The following is an 18442-nucleotide window of genomic DNA, read 5'->3' as shown; positions in this document are numbered from 1 at the left end:
AACTTCATAGTCAGGTGGCAATAGCGAAGAGGTCACACCCGTTCCCATCCCGAACACGGCCGTTAAGCTCTTCAGCGCCGATGGTAGTTGGGGGTTTCCCCCTGTGAGAGCAGGACGCCGCCTGGCAGCATAAATGATCTGAATTGAAAACACGTTCATTCAAATGTAAAATTTGAATGAACGTGTTTTTTGTTTTGTTTGTAAGATACTGGGTGTGGTTTCAAAGGAATAAACGTTTTAACCTAATAAGGGCAGGGTAGAGTAAATTTGAATACCTATGAAAGTGACACTGCCTTCTTCCTAGATTCCACTTGTTTAAAGGAATCATTTCGTTTATCTTTTATTATGTCTAATTGAGGTGCAAAAAGCATAAAAGGTGGAGGTGGATGAGGCATAGGAGCAATCCTCTTTTTTTATTTTCTTTTTGATTTCTTTTCAAAAAGAATGTTCAAAGCATTTTTAGCTAATAATATAAGGAGTTGATACCTATACCTTCACATCGGATAAGGTCACCTAAATCATAAAGCGGGCGAGTGGACTATCCACCTGCTTGAAAAAAGTGATGAATTAAGACGTAAAAGAGACGGAGGATGACAGGATGAAACCAGTCAAAATTTCATATATTATTCCAGCTTACAATGAAGCTGAAAATATCCCTAAAGTACTTCAGGCCATTAATCAAGAAATGAATGGTCAATTTTACGCATATGAAGTTATTTTTGTTGATGACGGAAGCGCTGATGATACACTGGATGTTATAAAGCAGCTGGCATTTCATTGTAAAGAAGTTCAATATATCTCCTTTACCCGCAATTTTGGAAAAGAGTCTGCTATGCTGGCAGGTCTTCAGCATGCCCAGGGTGATGCGGTTATTTTGATGGATGCCGATTTGCAGCACCCGCCTTCTCTTATTTCCCAGCTGTTAAAAGGATATGAAGAAGGATATGACCAAGTTATTGCCAAGCGGAATCGAACTGGTGATTCTCCTGTTCGCTCTATTATTTCCTCTTTCTTTTATCGACTTGTTAACCATACAGTCGACGTAAAACTGACAGATGGAGAAGGCGATTTCCGTCTTTTAAGCCGCAGAGCAGTGAATGCCTTGTTAACGCTAAGTGAAGGAAATCGATTTTCTAAGGGATTGTATTCATGGATCGGATATGGACAGAAAACCATATCTTATGAAAATGTAGCCAGAGAATGTGGTGAAACAAAATGGTCTTTCCCAAAACTTCTGAATTACGCCATTGATGGGATTGTTTCGTTCAACCATAAGCCTCTTCGTGCCTGCTTTTACACAGGAGCGCTTGTGTTATTTATGTCGCTTGTTTATATAGCCATCACTTTTGTTCAGATCATGCGGACAGGGGTAGTTGTTCCTGGATACTTTACTCTTATCTCTGCTGTTCTTTTTTTAGGCGGGGTTCAGCTTGTTTGTATGGGTATTATCGGAGAATACATTGGAAGAATTTATAACGAAACGAAAAAGCGACCTCATTATTTAATTCAGCATACGAGTATTGGGGCACCAAAAGAAAAGAGAGAAAAACATGCCATTTATTCCTAATGAATTTTTGAAATTTATTATTGTTGGTGTCATTAACACTGGTCATTATTATGCGGTATACATACTTATGCTGCATGGATTAGGATTACATTTTTTTGCCGCGCATATGATCGGTTTTCTCAGCAGTTTAATCGGTTCTTTTTTCTTAAACACGCTATATACGTACAAAGTAAAGCCGACCTGGTCCGCGTTTATACGGTTTCCATTAACGCAGCTGTTTAATACAGGGATGACAGCTGTGTTATTATATCTTTTTGTTGAACAGTTTGGTATGAACAGTAGTATCGCGCCGCTTGTGGCCGTTTTCTTTACGCTGCCCGCTACGTTTATTCTGACAGGGAGAATTTTAAAAAAGCCATGCAAAAAAGAGAAAACACATCTACATTCTTACATAAAATAAGCCCTTCAGGAAAAAAGGCTTCTTTCTTCTTTTTCTTTTTATCGAGCTTAATTATGGCTCTTTTGAGTCATTTGTATTTTATTGTGCAGTGGTTTGATGGGCAGTACATGACAGGCATGAATGATGGCTTGTCACAAATGCAACCTTTTAAGGAACTGCTTTACAATGAATTTAAAAAAGGCGAGTTTTTTTATTCTCCCGATTTTGGGCTGGGCGGGAGTATATACACACAGCTTAGTTATTATTTTTTTAATTCGATCATTTTTCTTTTTACAGCAGGTGTAACATTTGTTCTGGAGAGTATAGGACTCATTGGAAAGCCGGATCTTTTTTATTGGGCGGATGCCATTTTAGTTGTCAGCATCCTTAGGCTGACCGTCATTTTGATGATAGCGACGTTTTACTTTCGATACATGACTCTCTCAGCACTGCCTGCTTTTGTTGGTGCGGTTGTTTATGGTACAAGCATTATTTACTTTCGGTATGTGACCTACTGGGAATTTTTTTCAGATTCGATGATTTGGCTTCCACTGCTTTTAATCGGTGTCGAAAAAGTAATACGGGAAGAAAAACCATGGTTTTTTCTTGCAGCTGTTTCGGTCAGCTTATTTGATAATTTTTACTTTTCGTATGTTAACTTTTTGCTTGCAGGCATTTATATTTTATTCCGATGGATTTTCAAGCTCTCAGAGGGAGAAACATCAGTAAAAAAACAAATTAAGCTGTTTTTGCTGACCGGCATTGCGGGATTTGGCATTAGTGCTTTTTCTTTTATTCCTGCTGTATATGGATTCTTAAATAATTACCGGCCGCCTTATACGGAGCAAATTCCTCTTATTGGTTTTACTGATAACTTTTTAATCAACGGCCTAATCGTATATATACCCGCTTTTGTTGTGTTGAGTCTCATGCTTGTTTCTTTGTACCAAAATCCGTTGTTCCGTTTTTTTGCTTTTATGACGATTTTTTTAGTCCTTCTACATATGAGCCCGTATGCGGCCAGTGTTTTTAATGGTTTTTCAGCCCCACAGTATCGATGGGAGCATCTTTTGTCTCTTACAGTGGGTGGTACAGCAGCTGCTGCGCTCTCTATTCCGATTCAAATTAAGCGAAAAAAGCTTATGACTGCTTTTGCCTGCGCAGCTGTTTTATATATTCTTTTTTATGTGCTGGACCCTGTTATAACGTTTCAGCGTGCAAAAGATGCCTGGATGGGTGTTTCTGCATTTATAGTCGTGGCTGTCTTTTTTGTTCTTGTTATCCGGAAAAGCCGGCATATAAAATCAATCATGGCGCTGCTCATTATTTTAACAAGTATAGGGGTGGCGAACGCTTATCAGGAAAACCGCCTGTCGGTTTCAGGAACATCTTTTAAAGTGTCAAAAGAGTATATGAATAGTGATCAATATCGAGGTGCTGACCAGCAAAAGGTGATTGCTTTGATTCAGGAGCAGGAAACCGACCCTCTTGCCCGGATCGATTGGACACTTCAGCGTCGGAACAATACCCCAATCATTCATGGCTTCAAAGGAATGAGTGCTTACTCAAGTATTTTAAATGAGCATCTTTTATTCTTTTATTTAAAAGATCTCTATATAGATATGGGCTGGGAAAGTGTTAGCCGCTATGGAACACTTGGAGATCGTGCTAATTTAGAAAGTCTGTTAATGGGCAAATATTATATCAAGAAGAAAGAAGAAGAAGCTGTTCCGTATGGATTCAAGGAAGCTGCCTCTGCCGGCGAATACGTTGCATATCAAAATGAAAACCTCCTTCCGTTTGTCCGTACGACACGTACCGTGTTTTCAGAACGGGAATTAAAGAATGCTTCGCCAGTGGCAAAAGAACATGCTATGCTCTCGGGAATTGTCCTCGATCATAAAGAGCCGGGAGCTCCTATACCGGAGAGTGCATCCATTATGAAACGTACATCGGTCGAACCTGTTCATGCCACTTATGAGAAGAATATACTCAAGGTACCCGAAAAAGGCGGGATTGATGTAGTAGTCAATCAGCCTAATCCGTCTGTTAAAGATTACTACCTTACTTTTACTTTAAGAGGAATCGATAATAAAGATTCGTACGTACTTCAAGTCAATGAGTATAAAACAACCCGAAAAGCGGCCCGTTCTATCTATAAGACGAACGTGGATCAGCTGGTGATAAGAGTAAAAGCGAACAGCCGCATTTCCCTTCGTGTGCCAAAAGGAACCTATGAACTAAAGGATGTGCAGCTGTATGAAGAAACATATGAAGTTCTGCAGGAAGCAAAAGCCCAAAGCCGTCAATCATTCGTCGAAGGGCTTCGCTGGGAAGGGAACCGCCTTTCTTTTACGTACAACAATACGAATCATAGTCAATATGCAGCCATACCGCTTCCTTATGAAAAGGGCTGGCGTTTAACGGTAAATGGTGAGAAGCAGGAAATCAAAAAAGCAAATTACGCATTTACAGGCATTGAACTAAAAGAGGGACGAAACAATGTTGAGCTCGTGTATTATCCGCCTTTCTTTTTCCCGCTTCTCGCTTTATCGGCTTGTACTCTTTTTCTAGTTCTTCTCTTGTTTTACCGAACAAAACGATCTGCTTCTTAAAAAAGCGGATCGTTTTTTTGTATAAAAAAAGTATGGAATGGCAATGAAAAAGGGGGAGGGTTCCTGAAGGGAAGGAGGAGCGGCATGAAAATGTTAAGCTTGGTATTAGCGATAGGCTTTGCTGTTCTTCACTTTTCAGCCAAGTATATGTTTTTTTTAAAACGAGTTCCAAGAAGCCGGTTTTTATCTTTTGCTGGCGGTATCGCCGTATCATATGTATTTGTGCATCTTCTCCCGGATTTACATACGCATCAGCAGGTGCTGGAGAAAGCTCAAAATGACCTGCTTCGTTTCATTGAGAATCATGCTTATCTGATGGCGCTTATGGGCCTGGCTCTTTTTTATGGCCTTGAAGAAGTAGTATCGCAGTCCACAAAGAAAAAGGAAACAAAGGCAAATTCGGGTATTTTTTGGCTTCATGTGGGCGTTTTCTTCTTTTACAACATGCTGATTGGTTATTTGCTTATTCAAGAAACATTTGATCAAGTATTTGGAATGCTTTTTTATTTTCTTGCCCTGTCCGTTCATTTTATGACGATCGACCAAAGTATGCGTGAAGCGCACCAGCATGTGTATGACCAATATGGCCGCTGGATTTTAATTTTCGCCGTGTTAGTTGGCTGGGCCCTGGGTGCTCTAACGGAATTAAAAGAAGCGGCAGTGTCCACAATGTTGGCTTTTTTGTCGGGTGCGCTTATTTTAAATGTCTTAAAGGAAGAACTGCCAAAAGAAAGTGAAAGCAGCTTCGGCGCATTTGCTGCCGGATTGATTATTTATTCTGCGCTGCTGCTGGCCGTTTAAAAAAAGAAAGAGAGGGAAGGATAAACCAAAAAGAAAAGTGGGATAAATATGCCGAGTATTGTTTCTACCAGTACGTACCACCCTCCGCATATTGTTGAGCAGGGTCAAACTGCCGCTTTTGCCCGTGAATTATTCAAGGATGATTTCCGGGATATTGAGCGGCTTTTAACGGTTTTTCAAAATGGGCAAATTCAAAAGCGGCATTTTGCTATGCCGTTAACTTGGTTTGAGCGCGACCACAGTTTACAGGAACGAAATGATTTATATATTGAAAAAACGGTTGAATATGGAACCGAAGCTGTTAAACAGTGTCTGGATGACGAACGCTTTTTACAGCAATCGCTGACAGCAGGCGATATTGACGCCATTTTTTTTATTTCCAGCTCAGGCATGGCAACGCCAAGCATTGAAGCGAGAATTATGAACCGTCTGCCGTTTTCTGATGAAACAAAACGGATTCCGATCTGGGGGCTTGGCTGTGCAGGCGGAGCGGCTGGGATCAGCCGTGCTTATGAATATTGCCTCGCTTTCCCACAGGCAAAGGTGCTCGTGTTAGCGATTGAATTATGCAGCTTAACGTTCCAGCGAAATGACCGGTCAAAAAGCAATTTGGTTGGAACGTCGCTGTTTGCGGATGGGACGGCTTGTGTGCTTATGACGGGGGACGAAGCTGGGATAGAAACAAAACGGCCTGTACCGTCTGTTTTAAAAACTGCATCCAAATTAATGCCCAATTCTGAAGATGTAATGGGCTGGGAGGTTAAAAACAGCGGTCTTCATGTCGTTTTTTCACGGGATATTCCTGTAATTGTCCGAGACTGGCTGGGAGGATTTGTAGATACTTTTTTAGAAAAGGAAGGGTTATCTATGAAGGAAATCACCCACTTTGTTGCACATCCAGGCGGAAAAAAAGTGCTGGATGCATATGAAGAAACACTGAAGCTTTCAGCAGAAAAAACACTTCATGCCCGGAACGTTCTTTCATCGTTTGGTAATATGTCATCTCCAACTGTTTTATATGTGTTAGAACAATTTATGCTTGGCAATGTGAAGCAGGGAGACTACGGATTGATGACTGCTTTAGGACCCGGCTTTTCCGGAGAATTAGTGCTGCTGAAGTGGGGGGAAACAGTATGAGCGGCGTTTTTTGGCTGTTTATTCTTTTTCTTTGTGTACAGCGAATTTCTGAGCTTTTTATCGCTAAACGAAATGAAAAGTGGATGCTCAGTCAGGGAGCCTATGAAGCGGGGACACGTCATTATCCATTTATTGTGGCACTTCACACGCTTTTTTTCATCAGCTTAATTGCTGAAGTGACCATGATGGAAAAAACGCTAAGCTCAAACTGGCCGGTGTGGCTGACATTATTTTTGGTTACACAGCTTGGGCGGGTATGGACACTTCGCTCACTCGGCCCTTTTTGGAATACAAAAATTATCGTGCTTCCCGGCGCAAAAGTTGTTAAAAGAGGCCCTTATCGCTGGGTTCGCCACCCAAACTATATCATTGTTACACTTGAATTTATTGTGATACCGCTGCTGTTTCAAGCCTACTACACAGCAATTGTTTTCACGCTCTTAAATGCATGGATGCTGTCTGTCCGCATCGCTGCAGAAGAGCAGGCTCTTATAGATGCTACGGATTTCGGGAAAAGCTAAAGAATAAACAGACGGCAAAGCAGCTGGCTCTGTCGTCTGTTTACCGAATAACAGCGAGCCTTTCATAAACTTGTGACAGCGTAGTGATACCCATTTCTTGAAGTTTTTCAATATACACCGCCCAAAGCGCCGCAGTAAGACGCGCATCACCAAGAGCATGGTGCCGGCCGGTTATAGGAATTTGATTGTGTTCACAGCAGTCCTCCAGGCGTACATAAGGATTGTCCGGCTCTGCAATCCGGTACATAAACGATGTATCGATCAGCCGGTGGGAAAACGGTGTCCGAAAATATTTACGGCTCGCATACGTCATAAAAGCTTTTTCGTGGCTGGCGTGATGGGCAACGAGAGGAGAAGCCCCGGCAAATTTAAAAAATTGTGCCAGCGCTTCAGCCGGCTCAGGAGCCTTTATCAATTCTAATTCCTCAAGTCCTGTTAATTCCTTTACGAGAGGCGGGAGTGGTTCAGTAAAACGGACCAATGAATAGAATTCATCTTCAACGTGTCTTCCGCATACTTTTACAGCGCCAATCGATAAAATTTGATCCCCTTTGTCTGGATGAAATCCGGTTGTCTCCAAGTCAAATACAACTACCTGCAATTTGTCGAGCGGGACCGAGGTTGCCTCCTTTGTTTTTAAATCGCGCTGCAGACTCCGCATAAAAGCGATATCATGACGGCCGCCCTGAAGGCCTGTGAAGCGGTTTCCACTTAAGTTTTTCATAAAATCATTAAAGCCCATTCTGCATCATCCTTTTGCTATGAATCGCTGTACATAATGATGAAGGGACTCTGCGGTTTTTAAAATATGGCGCAGTTCCCGCTTGCGGACCGGTCCAAGTGAATCAATGTTTATATAGTGAGAGCTATCATAATCGGGCGCGTTTCTTAGGACGCGCAGCCTGAATTCGAGCAGCAGCCGAAATGCTTCCTCATATTCCTGCATGCGGCCGTTGTGAGCAGGAACAGCTGTTAAAGCCTTCATGCGCAATAAAGTAGAAGAAGCATCAATTCCTTCTTTAACGGCAAGCACGCGAATGGCATTTACGTAAGGAAGAAAAGCAGATTGTTTTAAATTAAGTGAACCGGAATGCTGGCCGTTTTGTTCCGTGAAAATTTGTCCAAAAAGGCCAATCGATTTTTTCATAAATTGAATGTTTTCAAAAAAGCGCTTCAGCTTGTGCGGATTTTTTTTCATGTTTGCAGCCACTTGTTGTTTCAAAGTGGAAACGGGTTCTTTGTCACCGTGAATCACACGGGCATCATAGATCATATGAAGAGAACGCATCGTATCCAGTGTTTCAGATTCAATCCATAAAGCGATTTGCTGCTTCCAATCCTCTGCTGATCGGCACCAGACTGGATTAGAACTCATAACTTTTCCTTCACAGTACGAGTACCCAGCTGCATGTAATCCATCTGAAAAAGTTCGGCCTAAATCTAAAAAATAAGCAGCGGCTTCATCTGTATCGGCCTCGAAGACGATGCCATGATCCTGGTCGCTGATGGTGCCTTGTTCAGAACGGCCGGCGCTGCCAAGCAAAAAAAGGGAATAAGAACAGGGGGAAGGGCCATACTCGTGCTCGTGAATTTGCAGAGCGATCGTAAGAACCTGCTTCATAATTTCATCGTGAAAGGCATTCAAGCGCTGTGTGGAGTGAAGGTGCCGATCCATTTTCGCTTCTTTTTCCTGGCGAATGTTTGCGTACGTTTGCTCCCGCGTTGTCATGATTTTTCACATCCTTTTAAACAATAATACGCAAAGCGCTGTCGCTTTGCGTATTATTTATCTTATTTATCGCCTACAGCTTTAGATTTTGTGTCAGCGAATACTTCCGGATAGCCGTATGTGCCGTGTTCACTGATATCAAGCCCCATAATTTCTTCTTCTTCTGAAACGCGGAGCCCGCCAAGAAGCTTCTTGATGACGAAAAGAATGACGAACGAAGCAACAAATGCAAATGCACCGGAGACAAATACACCCATCGCCTGCACCCCAAGCTGTTCGAAACCGCCGCCGTAGAAAAGACCAGGACGGCCAACAGTAGCAAGATCAGGTGTAGCGAAGAAACCAGTTGAGAGTGTTCCCCAGATACCAGGAATGCCGTGAACAGAAAGAGCAAAGATCGGATCATCAATCCCCATTTTTTCCATCCATTTTGCCCCATAGAATACAAGAACGCCGGCAATTAAGCCGATTACAACGGCTGCCCATGTGTCAACAAAAGCACAAGATGCGGTGATGGCTACAAGACCAGCCAGAGCGCCGTTTAAAATAGTCGGAATATCCGATTTTCCAAGGGTTACCCAAGAGATAATCAATGCGGCAACAGCACCTGCGCCAGCTGCAAGCTGTGTATTAAGGGCTACAAACCCGAAGAACCCGGCATCAACAGATACTGTACTTCCGGCGTTAAAGCCAAACCAGCCTACCCATAAAATCAATACGCCGAGTGATGTGAACACTTGGTTATGCCCATGAATGGCATTAGCAGAACCATCTTTATTAAAGCGGCCGATGCGAGGTTTAAGAAGGATCGTAGCTGCTAGAGCCGCCATAGCGCCTGTTAAGTGAACAACGGTTGAACCGGCAAAATCCTGCTTGCCATGCTCCGCAAGCCAGCCGCCGCCCCAAATCCAATGTGCAACAACGGGATAAACAATTGCTGAGAAGAGAATGGTGAATAAAACGTATACAGATAACTTTGCACGTTCCGCGAAACCGCCCAAAGCGATTGTAATCGCGATCCCTGCGAATGCCAGCTGGAATACGAAGAATACAGTAGATGAAAGCCCTAAATCTAAGTCAGCGCCAGAGTAGAAAAAGTTCGACATTCCTACAAAGAAGTTCGCGTTATCACCGAAAATGAAAGCAAATCCGACAGCCCAGAAAACGAGGGAAGCGAGCCCGAATGTGAAAGCTGTCTTGCCGGCAATATGGCCAGCGTTTTTCATGCGAGTTGATCCAGCCTCAAGCATAATGAATCCGGCAATCATGAAAATAACTAAAATAGCACTAACCATGACCCAGAGGCTGTTCATTAAGTACAACATATCTTCCATGTTAAAACCCTCCCGAACGTTATTTTTACTAACTTATGATGTTACTTTTTATAACATGTACCTATCTTATGCGGAAAATTAAGATTCGTCAATAGATTTTTTAGGATTTTATTCTCTTGTGTAATAAAACATTACATAAACAAGGCGAATGATATATAGAAAAACTGGTTTTGATATACGGATTCATAAGATTTTCAATAGGTAGTAGATATTTGGGCATGATAAAGAAGTTTCTTTCATAGAAATAAAACAAACAGAAAGATAAATGACAAAAAAAGGATTTAGCAGCTGGTGTATGATACACTCATTAAAAAGGAGGCGTAACGATGGGCTGGTTCGGCGGGAGCTATCAAAATTATGACTTCACGATGTTTTCAGGAAGCCATTTTATTGTTGTGGCGGCTGTTAGTACAGCACTGGCCGGATTATACGTCTTTCGCCAGCAGCTGGGCAGATTGGTCGGGAGAAAGATGGAAATAGGTACAGCTTTCTTCTTATTATTAATAGAAGCCGTTTATCATGTCTGGATGATTACCACAAACAGCTGGAAGCTGAGTCACGCTATTCCGCTGGAGCTGTGCAGCATCAGCTTATTTTTGGCGGTTCTGCTCCTCGTAACGAAACAAAAAGGCATTTATGACATTTTATTATTTACCGGTTTACTTGGAGCTTCGCAGGCGTTATTAACTCCTTATTTGAATTTTGACTTTCCTCATTTTCGTTTTTTTCATTTTTTCACGGTACATGCTTTTCTGCTAATTGTTCCTCTTTACTTTACCTGGGTAAAAGGATACAGGCCAACGCTTTATTCGGTTGGGAAAACATTGCTGTTTTTAAATTTGCTCATACCACCTGTAATGGTGATTAATAAGTGGACGGGCGGAAATTATCTTTATTTAAGCCACAAGCCGTCAAGCGCCAGTTTGCTGGATTTGCTTGGACCTTACCCGTGGTATATTGTATCTCTTGAAGCGCTGGCACTTATGCTCAGTCTGCTGATCTGGGTAATGTTGCGCGAAAAGCCGTCAGGCCATCAAGCGGAAGGGCTGTTTCGGCGTAAAACAGCAAAAAGGGCAGAATCGTCTTGATCTGCTCTTAGAGGAAAGACAAAGTAAGAAAGCGGGCGTTTGCGGGCAGCCCGAGAGCGGAATCATCCTGATCCGCTCTTTTTGCTATGCGCAGGCTGCTGTTTTAATAGAAAGAAAAAAACACCTGCTAAAATAAAAATGCCGCCTGTTATCTGCCAGCTCGTCAGCCGTTCATTCAGCAGGAGAACAGCGAGCAGGGTGGCACCGACTGGTTCACCGAGAATGCTCATTGAAATCGTTGTGGCATTCACGTAATTCATAAGCCAGTTGTTAATGACATGTGCGATCGTCGGAACAATCGCAAGAAGAAGAAAAATACCCCATTCGTGCTTGCTATAGCCGGTTATCTGCGTACTGGCTGCTAAGTTGTAAAGACACAGAAAAAGAGCAGCAAAAGAAAAAACACAAAAGCTGTAAATCCAATGAGATACTTTGCGCACGGTCTGCTGCCCAATGAGCAGATAACCGACAACGGCAATAACGCTTAAAAAAGAAAGCAGGTCCCCTAAAATAGCCTCTCTGCTTAATCCGAAGTCGCCCCAGCCAATCATTACTGCACCAATAATAGCAACGCCCATCGTAGCAAGAGATGCGGCATTTGTTCGTTCCCGAAACAGTAAAAAGCCGCCCGCCATCGAGACGAGTGGCTGCAGAGCTAAAATAATCGTCGAGCTGGCAACAGTGGTCAGCTTCAACGAGCCGAACCACAGCACAAAATGAAAAGCCAAAAACAATCCGGAGAGAATTAAAAGCATCCAGTCTTTTCTTTGGATACGCTCAAATTCGGATCTTTTTCTCCACACAACAGGCAGTAGGAACAAGCTGGCCAGAATCATGCGGTACATACTTAAGATAGAAGCAGGGGCGTCTGACCACTTAACAAAAATCGCTGAAAAGGAAATAGCGACAACCGCAATAAACAATGGAAGCCCGATCGATCTGTTTGCCATTACCGCTCAAACAGCTCAATCCACTCGCCGTCCGGACCGTAGAAAAAGACATATTTTGCTCCGTTCGGAAGTGCTGTAACAGTTTCGTCAACAAAAACAACGTTATGTTCCTTTACACGAGCGATTTCTTCTTCGATATTATCGACCGTAAAGGCGATGTGGTGCACCTTTCCTTCTGCCGGCAGATTTGGATTATAGCCTTCGATAACTTCAATTAACGTTTCATCTGACTGCTTAAAGCCGATAAATGCAATACGGAGATTTGGATCAGGATGACCCTGCTTCTCAAGAAGCTCAAGCCCGAGAACCTTTGTGTAAAAATCAATTGTTGCTTCTAAATCTTTTACTTGAATACCGACGTGTTCTAATTTTGAAATACCCATATGTATACCTCCTTTTTTCTCCATTATCCCCCTGCCTTGACAAATACGCCAGCAAAAATAAAGATAAAAGAAAAGCAAATAGAGAGAAGGATTTTTTTGATTTATGTATGGATTGGAATAGGGGGCGTTATGGGTGCGCTGCTGCGATACAGTGTATCGGCCGTAATGGACCACGGAGCGGCTGGCGGCTTTCCGTTTGCGACTCTTTTCGTAAATTGCCTTGGCTGTTTTTTGCTTCCGTTTTTAACCGAAAAAGTTAAAGACCGTATTCCGGTACCGATACAAAAAGCTATTACAGCCGGAGTTATCGGTTCCTTTACAACATTTTCTGCTTTTAGCGTAGAAGTCATAACACTTGTCGAAGCAGGAAGGGCAGCTTCAGCTCTTTTATATATAGGTTTAAGCATAGGCGGCGGGCTTCTGTTTGTACGCCTCGGCCGTAAAGGAGCGAAAGCAGTATGATACTGGTCGCGATTGGTGGTTTTTTCGGGGCGATAGCCCGTTTTTGGCTGAGCAGCCAGTTCAACAGCACGGCTTTTCCGTTCGGAACTTTGGGTGTCAATGTACTTGGTGCCTTTTTGCTGGGGCTGCTTATAGGCAGCGGGGCAGGAGAGAGCGCTCGTTTACTGTTTGGAACGGGGTTTCTTGGCGCTTTTACTACCTTTTCAACCTGGCTGTTTGAAGCGGAGCAAATGAAAATGAAAAAAGCCTTTCTTTATATATTCCTTACATGTGCGGTCGGTTTTTTTGGTGCATGGCTTGGCCTATAAGTCGTTTCAAGGGAAATCCATATAAAGGATATGCTATACTTTCAACGTGAATAATTTATTTGATGAAGGGATGCGGAAACATGCAATTTGTAACGTTAAACAACGGACTCAAAATGCCACAGCTTGGCTATGGTGTATGGCAGGTTGAAGACGAACAGGCAACACCGGCCGTTTTAAAAGCGATCGAAACAGGCTACCGCTCTATTGACACAGCTGCTGTCTACGGAAACGAACGCGGCGTTGGCAGAGCAATCAAGGAATGCGGTGTTCCTCGTGAGGAGTTGTTTATCACCACAAAAGTGTGGAACTCGGATCAAGGTTATGATGCTACACTAAAAGCATTTGATACAAGCCTTGAGAAGCTGGGCCTTGATTATGTGGATTTATATTTGATCCATTGGCCGATGCCGCAGGAAGACACATATGTGGAAACCTACAAAGCGCTTGAAAAGCTGTATGCAGATGGGCGTGTAAAAGCAATCGGTGTCTGCAACTTTGATATCGACCACCTGCAGCGCCTGCTGGATGAGTGCGATGTAAAACCGGTTGTAAACCAGGTGGAATGCCACCCGCACCTCGTTCAAAAAGAACTTAAAGCGTTCTGTAAGAAGCATGACATCTACGTAGAAGCGTGGAGTCCGCTTATGCAGGGCGGCGTTGTGCTTGAAAACAATATTGTAAAAGAAATTGCGGAAAAGCACGGTAAAACTCCGGCACAAGTTATTTTGCGCTGGCATTTGCAGAATGACTCGATCGTCATTCCAAAATCCGTTACACCATCTCGTATCGAAGAAAACTTCAATGTGTTTGACTTCGAACTTACACAGGAAGAAATCGATCAAATTACGGCTCTTGACCGTGGTGAGCGTACAGGCCCGGTGCCAGCAGAGTTTAACCGTAAATAATGAGTATAGGAACATTAAAAAAGACCGGCAGATTCAACTGCCGGTCTTTTTTATGTTTATACACTGTCTCGTTCAATTAAGCGAAAGGGCACTTCTTTGTGGGAAGTGTTTGAAGAAATGACCTGTTGAAATGCTGTTTCCCCGAGCAGATGCAGCGGCAGTTCAATGGTTGTAATGCCGAGTGCACCAGCAATGGGGTGATTATCAAAGCCGATAAGAGCCGCATCCTCCGGCACAGAAAAGCCAAGCCGCCTGCATTGGAGCAAAAAACCGGCTGCCACGAAATCGTTTGTAATCACCATGGCATCAGGCCGTTCGGAAAGCGCTGCCCATTCGCCGGCGATTCTGATGCCGTCATCAATGGTGAGTGCCTGGTTAAATACCCAGTCTCGCTTTGCCTTGCCATACTGTTCTTCATACGCCTGCTTTCTTGCCAGGCTGCTTTTTCCCTCCGTCCGCAAAAGAGTGTAACCAACTTTCTGATGACCTTTTTTCTTTAAGAAAGACAGAGCGGCCTGGAATGCTTTGTACTGGTCGACAAATACAGAAGAAAGGCACGGGTCAGCCAGTGCCTCGCACAAAACAATTTGTCCGTATTCACTGTAGTCCTTCACGATATCAACAGGACACTCCCGTGAAACGATAATCACTCCGTCAACTTGTTTTCTCTTCAGCATATCCAGCGCCTCTATTTCCTGGCTCACCTGATAATTGCTTTGCGTAATCATCAGCTTGTAGCCGCTTTTTTCGGCAGCTGAAGCAATTCCGCTTAAAATCACACCAAAATAAGGATGGCTGACAAATGGAAGAATCACCCCGATGATCTTTGTTTTCCCTAGTGAAAGGTGAACAGCATTAATGTTTTTCACGTAACGAAGCTGCTCGGCTGCTTCAAGGACAGCCTTTCTTTTTTCCTCTTTTACGTAAGGATAGTTATTTAACACTCTTGAAACCGTAGCGGCAGAAACACCAGCCATTCGAGCGATATCATGAATATTGCCCATCTTTATCCCTCTTCCAAAAAAATGATTGTTCTGAAACGCGTTTCATCCTTTACATTGTAAAAAAGAAGGGAAGGTGTGGCAATGATGTGGGGGATTTTATCCATGATCTTTTTGTGTACAGTAGAACTTTTATTAGCGGGTGCGGCCATAAAGGAACGGGAAAAGCATTCTTATTGGGAATAACACGGTTTTGGTTAACGAATGGAAGGGAAGGAAATCACTAATGAAAAGAATCCGGCTTTAAAGGCCGGATTTTTCTTGCTAAATGGAAATACCTTTTATATAATTAGTAATTATAGAATTAATAATTAGAAAGAAGGCGGAGCAATGACAAGCTATGACTCCTCCAAATACCGGACACCAGACGGTTATACAGCAGACATCGCGATCTTTACTATTTTGTCGAAAAAAAGAGAAGAAAAAGCCCCTCCTGACATGAAGCTTTACATGATGCTTATTCAGCGCGCGGCAACAGACAGTGAAGGAAACCCCAATATTGAAGCTTTAAAGTGGGCAGTTCCTGGCGGGTTTATCCAGCCGGAAGAAACAGGCGTCCAAGCTGCGCGTCGGGAGCTGCTAGAAGAAACAGGCGTTAGCGGTCTTCATATGCATCATTTTGGCGTATATGATACACCAGGACGCGATCCGCGCGGCTGGATCGTTTCAAATGCCTTTTATGCCATTGTGCCGGAAACGTTTCTTGTAAACCGGTCAGCGTCGGATGATGCGGCGGACGTACAGCTGTTTCCGATTGAAGAAGTGCTGAATCTAGACCTGGCTTTTGATCATAAGCAGATTGTTCAGGACGCGCTTGCATTGATCCGGTCAGACATGCTGAGAACAACGCTGGCGAAAAACTTTTTGCCGAAGGAATTCACACTTTCTGAATTGCAGCGGGTGCTTCTGACCGTAACGAATGATGCGAAAATCGCTTCTGATCCGGTTTTCTTCGCTCGTGCACCGAAGCTTCCGTTTTTAGAACTGGCACTGGATGAAGACGGACAGCCGAAAAAAACAACCCGTCACTCGTACCGGCCGTCCCGATTGTATACTTTTAATGATTTAGATGTAATTGAATCCATTTACGGATAAGAAAGGCGGATGTGTATGAAAGCATTGCTGAATATTGATTATACGTATGATTTTGTTGCGGATGATGGAAAATTAACGTGTGGAAAGTCAGGCCAGGCCCTTGAAGGAGCAATTGTCTATATAACAGAGCAATTTATCCAAAACGGCGACTATGTTGTTTTTGCGATTGACGTGCATGATGAACGCGACCCTTATCACCCGGAAACAGGGCTGTTCCCGCCGCATAATATTCGCGGTACGAAAGGGCGCGACCTGTATGGCTCTCTTCAATCCGTGTACGATCAAAACAAAGGCCGGGATAACGTCTATTACATGGATAAAACGCGTTACTCTGCTTTTGCCGGAACAGACCTTGATATGAAATTAAAAGCGCGGGGAATTACAGAGGTGCATCTTGTCGGCGTGTGTACAGATATATGTATTTTGCATACAGCAGTGGATGCGTACAATAAAGGATACAAAATTGTTGTGTATGATCACGCGGTAGCGTCTTTTAACCAGGCAGGCCATGAATGGGCACTAGGGCATTTTGTCGATACACTTGGTGCAAAAAGGAGGAAAGAATTATGATGAAGCATCCAGATGACAGCTTTATGCTGCATACCGATTTGTATCAAATTAATATGGCGGAAACGTATTGGAGAGACGGCATTCACGACCGGAATGCGGTTTTTGATCTTTATTTTCGCCGGCTTCCGTTTGGGAACGGCTATGGCGTTTTCGCTGGTCTCGAGCGCATTATTTCGTTTATCCAAAAATTTGGCTTCACAGACAGCGATATCGACTATTTGCGTAAACTGGGCTACGGAGAAGATTATTTAGCTTTTTTAAAGAATATGACGTTTACGGGAACGATCCGTTCCATGCAGGAAGGAGAAATCGTTTTTGGAAACGAGCCTATTATGCGGATCGAAGCCCCGCTTGCGCAGGCACAGCTGCTTGAAACACTGCTTTTAAATGTAGTGAACTACCAGACCCTTATTGCAACGAAAGCATCGCGTATGATGCAGGTTGTAGGTGAGGGAACGGCACTTGAATTCGGAACACGGCGGGCGCAGGAAACCGATGCCGCTATCTGGGGAGCGCGGGCGGCTTATCTAACTGGTTTTTCAGGCACCAGTAATGTGCGGGCAGGCAAACTGTTCGACATTCCGGTATCCGGAACGCATGCCCATGCTATGGTGCAGGCGTACCAGGATGAATATACAGCATTCACAAAATACGCTGAGACGCATGAGGATTGTGTATTTCTGGTCGATACATATGATACGCTGCGTTCTGGCGTGCCGAATGCAATCCGGGTTGCAAAGGAATTTGGCGATGCCATCAACTTTATTGGTATCCGTCTTGACAGTGGCGACCTTGCGTATTTATCTAAAAAAGCCCGCACGATGCTTGATGAAGCGGGCTTCCCGGATGCGAAAATTATCGCTTCCAATGATCTTGATGAAGAAACGATCATGAGCCTGAATGCACAGGGTGCAAAAATTGATGTGTGGGGCATCGGCACAAAGCTGATTACCGCTTTTGACCAGCCGGCCCTTGGCGCCGTGTTTAAGCTTGTTGCAATTGAGAACAACCAAGGAGAAATGGTGGATACCATTAAAATCTCCGGCAACCCGGAAAAAGTGACAACACCGGGGAAAAAGAACGTTTATCGTATTATTAACAATGCAAATGGAAAAGCGGAAGGAGATTATATCGCACTCCAGGAGGAAAAGCCGCAGGAAGAAAAAAAGCTGAAAATGTTTCATCCTGTTCACACGTATATCAGCAAATTTGTTACTGATTTTACCGCTGTTGATCTGCATAAAGATGTTTTTGTAAACGGAAAGTTTATGTACCATCAGCCGTCGCTTGCCGATATACGAGAACATGTGAAAAAGGGGTTATCGGTTTTATGGGACGAATACAAGCGTCCCATTAATCCAGAACAGTACCCGGTCGATTTAAGTCCAGCCTGCTGGGAGCATAAAATGAAGAAAATTGAAGAAATGATGCCGCCATCTGCGCGTTAAGAAAAAGCCTGCTCTTAAGCAGGCTTCAGCTTGTAGACAAAGCCTTCATTTTGAAGGCGATGTTTACAGGCTTTTTTTGTATAATGAACCTATCAAAATCTTGTGGGGGAATTTGTATGTTATCAAAACGTCCGGAAAACCGGCGAAAT

19 protein-coding genes and 1 rRNA gene are annotated in these 18442 nt (G+C 43.4%); 14 read left to right on the top strand and 6 right to left on the bottom strand.

Features of this window, described 5'->3' with window-relative positions; all coding sequences use genetic code 11:
• Nucleotides 1-10: 10 nt before the first annotated feature.
• The 7 genes from rrf to RIN81_RS15610 all read left to right on the top strand — a co-directional run bounded on the left by rrf (nucleotide 11) and on the right by RIN81_RS15610 (nucleotide 7020).
• A 5S ribosomal RNA gene (gene rrf / locus RIN81_RS15640) occupies nucleotides 11-126 on the top strand.
• A 472-nt stretch (nucleotides 127-598) separates the two neighbouring features.
• A complete protein-coding gene (locus RIN81_RS15635; protein WP_251273230.1) occupies nucleotides 599-1567 on the top strand; it encodes a glycosyltransferase family 2 protein in 969 nt (322 codons plus the stop codon).
• Entirely contained in the window at nucleotides 1551-1967 is a 417-nt protein-coding gene (locus tag RIN81_RS15630; protein ID WP_251273231.1) for a GtrA family protein, read from the top strand. Before RIN81_RS15635 ends, RIN81_RS15630 begins: the two co-directional genes overlap by 17 nt.
• Nucleotides 1925-4561, top strand: coding sequence for a YfhO family protein (locus RIN81_RS15625; protein WP_375164562.1), 2637 nt, complete (start codon nucleotides 1925-1927; stop codon nucleotides 4559-4561). The genes RIN81_RS15630 and RIN81_RS15625 overlap by 43 nt, the downstream gene beginning before the upstream one ends.
• Before the next feature lie 84 nt (nucleotides 4562-4645).
• Nucleotides 4646-5362 carry a hypothetical protein gene (locus tag RIN81_RS15620; RefSeq protein ID WP_309091753.1) on the top strand — a complete coding sequence of 239 codons (717 nt, stop codon included), beginning with the start codon at nucleotides 4646-4648 and terminating at the stop codon, nucleotides 5360-5362.
• A 48-nt stretch (nucleotides 5363-5410) separates the two neighbouring features.
• Complete coding sequence (locus RIN81_RS15615; protein WP_309091751.1) at nucleotides 5411-6499, top strand: type III polyketide synthase; 1089 nt, start codon at nucleotides 5411-5413, stop codon at nucleotides 6497-6499.
• Entirely contained in the window at nucleotides 6496-7020 is a 525-nt protein-coding gene (locus tag RIN81_RS15610; RefSeq protein WP_309091748.1) for an isoprenylcysteine carboxyl methyltransferase family protein, read from the top strand. Before RIN81_RS15615 ends, RIN81_RS15610 begins: the two co-directional genes overlap by 4 nt.
• A gap of 40 nt (nucleotides 7021-7060) precedes the next feature.
• On the opposite strand, the gene RIN81_RS15605 is transcribed toward RIN81_RS15610, so the two are convergent.
• From RIN81_RS15605 to RIN81_RS15595, 3 genes are all read right to left on the bottom strand, one after another.
• Nucleotides 7061-7762, bottom strand: a complete 702-nt coding sequence (locus RIN81_RS15605) for an exonuclease domain-containing protein (protein ID WP_309091746.1) — start codon at nucleotides 7760-7762, stop codon at nucleotides 7061-7063.
• A 6-nt stretch (nucleotides 7763-7768) separates the two neighbouring features.
• Nucleotides 7769-8749 carry a DUF294 nucleotidyltransferase-like domain-containing protein gene (locus tag RIN81_RS15600; RefSeq protein WP_309091744.1) on the bottom strand — a complete coding sequence of 327 codons (981 nt, stop codon included), beginning with the start codon at nucleotides 8747-8749 and terminating at the stop codon, nucleotides 7769-7771.
• Nucleotides 8750-8811: 62 nt separating this feature from the next.
• Nucleotides 8812-10083 carry an ammonium transporter gene (locus RIN81_RS15595; RefSeq protein ID WP_309091742.1) on the bottom strand — a complete coding sequence of 424 codons (1272 nt, stop codon included), beginning with the start codon at nucleotides 10081-10083 and terminating at the stop codon, nucleotides 8812-8814.
• Nucleotides 10084-10409: 326 nt separating this feature from the next.
• On the opposite strand from RIN81_RS15595, the gene RIN81_RS15590 reads away from it, so the two are divergent.
• A complete protein-coding gene (locus tag RIN81_RS15590; RefSeq protein ID WP_309091740.1) occupies nucleotides 10410-11171 on the top strand; it encodes a YwaF family protein in 762 nt (253 codons plus the stop codon).
• 62 nt (nucleotides 11172-11233) lie between these two features.
• Here the strand turns inward: RIN81_RS15590 and RIN81_RS15585 are convergent, their stop codons facing one another.
• Both RIN81_RS15585 and RIN81_RS15580 read right to left on the bottom strand, forming a co-directional pair.
• Nucleotides 11234-12121 (bottom strand): DMT family transporter, encoded by an 888-nt coding sequence (locus RIN81_RS15585; protein WP_309091738.1) that lies wholly within the window; start codon nucleotides 12119-12121, stop codon nucleotides 11234-11236.
• Complete coding sequence (locus RIN81_RS15580; RefSeq protein ID WP_309091735.1) at nucleotides 12121-12504, bottom strand: VOC family protein; 384 nt, start codon at nucleotides 12502-12504, stop codon at nucleotides 12121-12123. Before RIN81_RS15580 ends, RIN81_RS15585 begins: the two co-directional genes overlap by 1 nt.
• Before the next feature lie 96 nt (nucleotides 12505-12600).
• Here RIN81_RS15580 and crcB point away from each other — a divergent pair, with 96 nt between their 5' ends.
• The 3 genes from crcB (at nucleotide 12601) to RIN81_RS15565 (ending at nucleotide 14179) form a co-directional block, all read left to right on the top strand.
• Entirely contained in the window at nucleotides 12601-12966 is a 366-nt protein-coding gene (gene crcB / locus RIN81_RS15575) for a fluoride efflux transporter CrcB (RefSeq protein WP_309091733.1), read from the top strand.
• Entirely contained in the window at nucleotides 12963-13274 is a 312-nt protein-coding gene (locus tag RIN81_RS15570) for a fluoride efflux transporter FluC (RefSeq protein WP_309091731.1), read from the top strand. The genes crcB and RIN81_RS15570 overlap by 4 nt, the downstream gene beginning before the upstream one ends.
• Nucleotides 13275-13354: 80 nt before the next feature.
• Nucleotides 13355-14179, top strand: coding sequence for an aldo/keto reductase (locus tag RIN81_RS15565; RefSeq protein ID WP_251273243.1), 825 nt, complete (start codon nucleotides 13355-13357; stop codon nucleotides 14177-14179).
• A gap of 56 nt (nucleotides 14180-14235) precedes the next feature.
• Here RIN81_RS15565 and RIN81_RS15560 read toward each other — a convergent pair whose 3' ends face one another.
• The gene (locus RIN81_RS15560; protein WP_309091728.1) at nucleotides 14236-15183 is read right to left on the bottom strand and encodes a LacI family DNA-binding transcriptional regulator; all 948 of its coding nucleotides are present in this window, start codon (nucleotides 15181-15183) and stop codon (nucleotides 14236-14238) included.
• A gap of 327 nt (nucleotides 15184-15510) precedes the next feature.
• On the opposite strand from RIN81_RS15560, the gene RIN81_RS15555 reads away from it, so the two are divergent.
• Genes RIN81_RS15555 through RIN81_RS15545 form a run of 3 tightly spaced genes read left to right on the top strand, consistent with a single transcriptional unit; the run spans nucleotide 15511 to nucleotide 18293 of the window.
• Nucleotides 15511-16275 (top strand): NUDIX domain-containing protein, encoded by a 765-nt coding sequence (locus RIN81_RS15555; RefSeq protein ID WP_309091726.1) that lies wholly within the window; start codon nucleotides 15511-15513, stop codon nucleotides 16273-16275.
• A gap of 9 nt (nucleotides 16276-16284) precedes the next feature.
• The gene (locus tag RIN81_RS15550; protein WP_309091724.1) at nucleotides 16285-16845 is read left to right on the top strand and encodes a cysteine hydrolase family protein; all 561 of its coding nucleotides are present in this window, start codon (nucleotides 16285-16287) and stop codon (nucleotides 16843-16845) included.
• Nucleotides 16842-18293 (top strand): nicotinate phosphoribosyltransferase, encoded by a 1452-nt coding sequence (locus RIN81_RS15545; RefSeq protein ID WP_309091722.1) that lies wholly within the window; start codon nucleotides 16842-16844, stop codon nucleotides 18291-18293. Before RIN81_RS15550 ends, RIN81_RS15545 begins: the two co-directional genes overlap by 4 nt.
• Nucleotides 18294-18442: the final 149 nt, after the last annotated feature.

Source organism: Domibacillus sp. (assembly GCF_031181085.1).
GTDB lineage: Bacteria > Bacillota > Bacilli > Bacillales > Domibacillaceae > Domibacillus.
The sequence above is the reverse complement of the archived record's forward strand: the minus strand, read 5'-3'. Positions and strand labels throughout refer to the sequence as shown.

Excerpts from the sequence above, each read along its gene's own strand:
- RIN81_RS15545 (WP_309091722.1), top strand. The coding sequence starts at position 16,842 with ATGATGAAGCATCCAGATGACAGCTTTATGCTGCATACCGATTTGTAT.
- RIN81_RS15630 (WP_251273231.1), top strand. The coding sequence starts at position 1,551 with ATGCCATTTATTCCTAATGAATTTTTGAAATTTATTATTGTTGGTGTC.
- RIN81_RS15620 (WP_309091753.1), top strand. The coding sequence starts at position 4,646 with ATGAAAATGTTAAGCTTGGTATTAGCGATAGGCTTTGCTGTTCTTCAC.
- RIN81_RS15625 (WP_375164562.1), top strand. The coding sequence starts at position 1,925 with ATGCAAAAAAGAGAAAACACATCTACATTCTTACATAAAATAAGCCCT.
- RIN81_RS15600 (WP_309091744.1), bottom strand. The coding sequence starts at position 8,749 with ATGACAACGCGGGAGCAAACGTACGCAAACATTCGCCAGGAAAAAGAA.
- RIN81_RS15610 (WP_309091748.1), top strand. The coding sequence starts at position 6,496 with ATGAGCGGCGTTTTTTGGCTGTTTATTCTTTTTCTTTGTGTACAGCGA.
- RIN81_RS15570 (WP_309091731.1), top strand. The coding sequence starts at position 12,963 with ATGATACTGGTCGCGATTGGTGGTTTTTTCGGGGCGATAGCCCGTTTT.
- RIN81_RS15550 (WP_309091724.1), top strand. The coding sequence starts at position 16,285 with ATGTGTATGAAAGCATTGCTGAATATTGATTATACGTATGATTTTGTT.
- RIN81_RS15615 (WP_309091751.1), top strand. The coding sequence starts at position 5,411 with ATGCCGAGTATTGTTTCTACCAGTACGTACCACCCTCCGCATATTGTT.
- RIN81_RS15565 (WP_251273243.1), top strand. The coding sequence starts at position 13,355 with ATGCAATTTGTAACGTTAAACAACGGACTCAAAATGCCACAGCTTGGC.
- RIN81_RS15580 (WP_309091735.1), bottom strand. The coding sequence starts at position 12,504 with ATGGGTATTTCAAAATTAGAACACGTCGGTATTCAAGTAAAAGATTTA.
- RIN81_RS15595 (WP_309091742.1), bottom strand. The coding sequence starts at position 10,083 with ATGGAAGATATGTTGTACTTAATGAACAGCCTCTGGGTCATGGTTAGT.
- RIN81_RS15560 (WP_309091728.1), bottom strand. The coding sequence starts at position 15,183 with ATGGGCAATATTCATGATATCGCTCGAATGGCTGGTGTTTCTGCCGCT.
- RIN81_RS15555 (WP_309091726.1), top strand. The coding sequence starts at position 15,511 with ATGACAAGCTATGACTCCTCCAAATACCGGACACCAGACGGTTATACA.
- RIN81_RS15635 (WP_251273230.1), top strand. The coding sequence starts at position 599 with ATGAAACCAGTCAAAATTTCATATATTATTCCAGCTTACAATGAAGCT.
- RIN81_RS15590 (WP_309091740.1), top strand. The coding sequence starts at position 10,410 with ATGGGCTGGTTCGGCGGGAGCTATCAAAATTATGACTTCACGATGTTT.
- RIN81_RS15605 (WP_309091746.1), bottom strand. The coding sequence starts at position 7,762 with ATGGGCTTTAATGATTTTATGAAAAACTTAAGTGGAAACCGCTTCACA.
- RIN81_RS15585 (WP_309091738.1), bottom strand. The coding sequence starts at position 12,121 with ATGGCAAACAGATCGATCGGGCTTCCATTGTTTATTGCGGTTGTCGCT.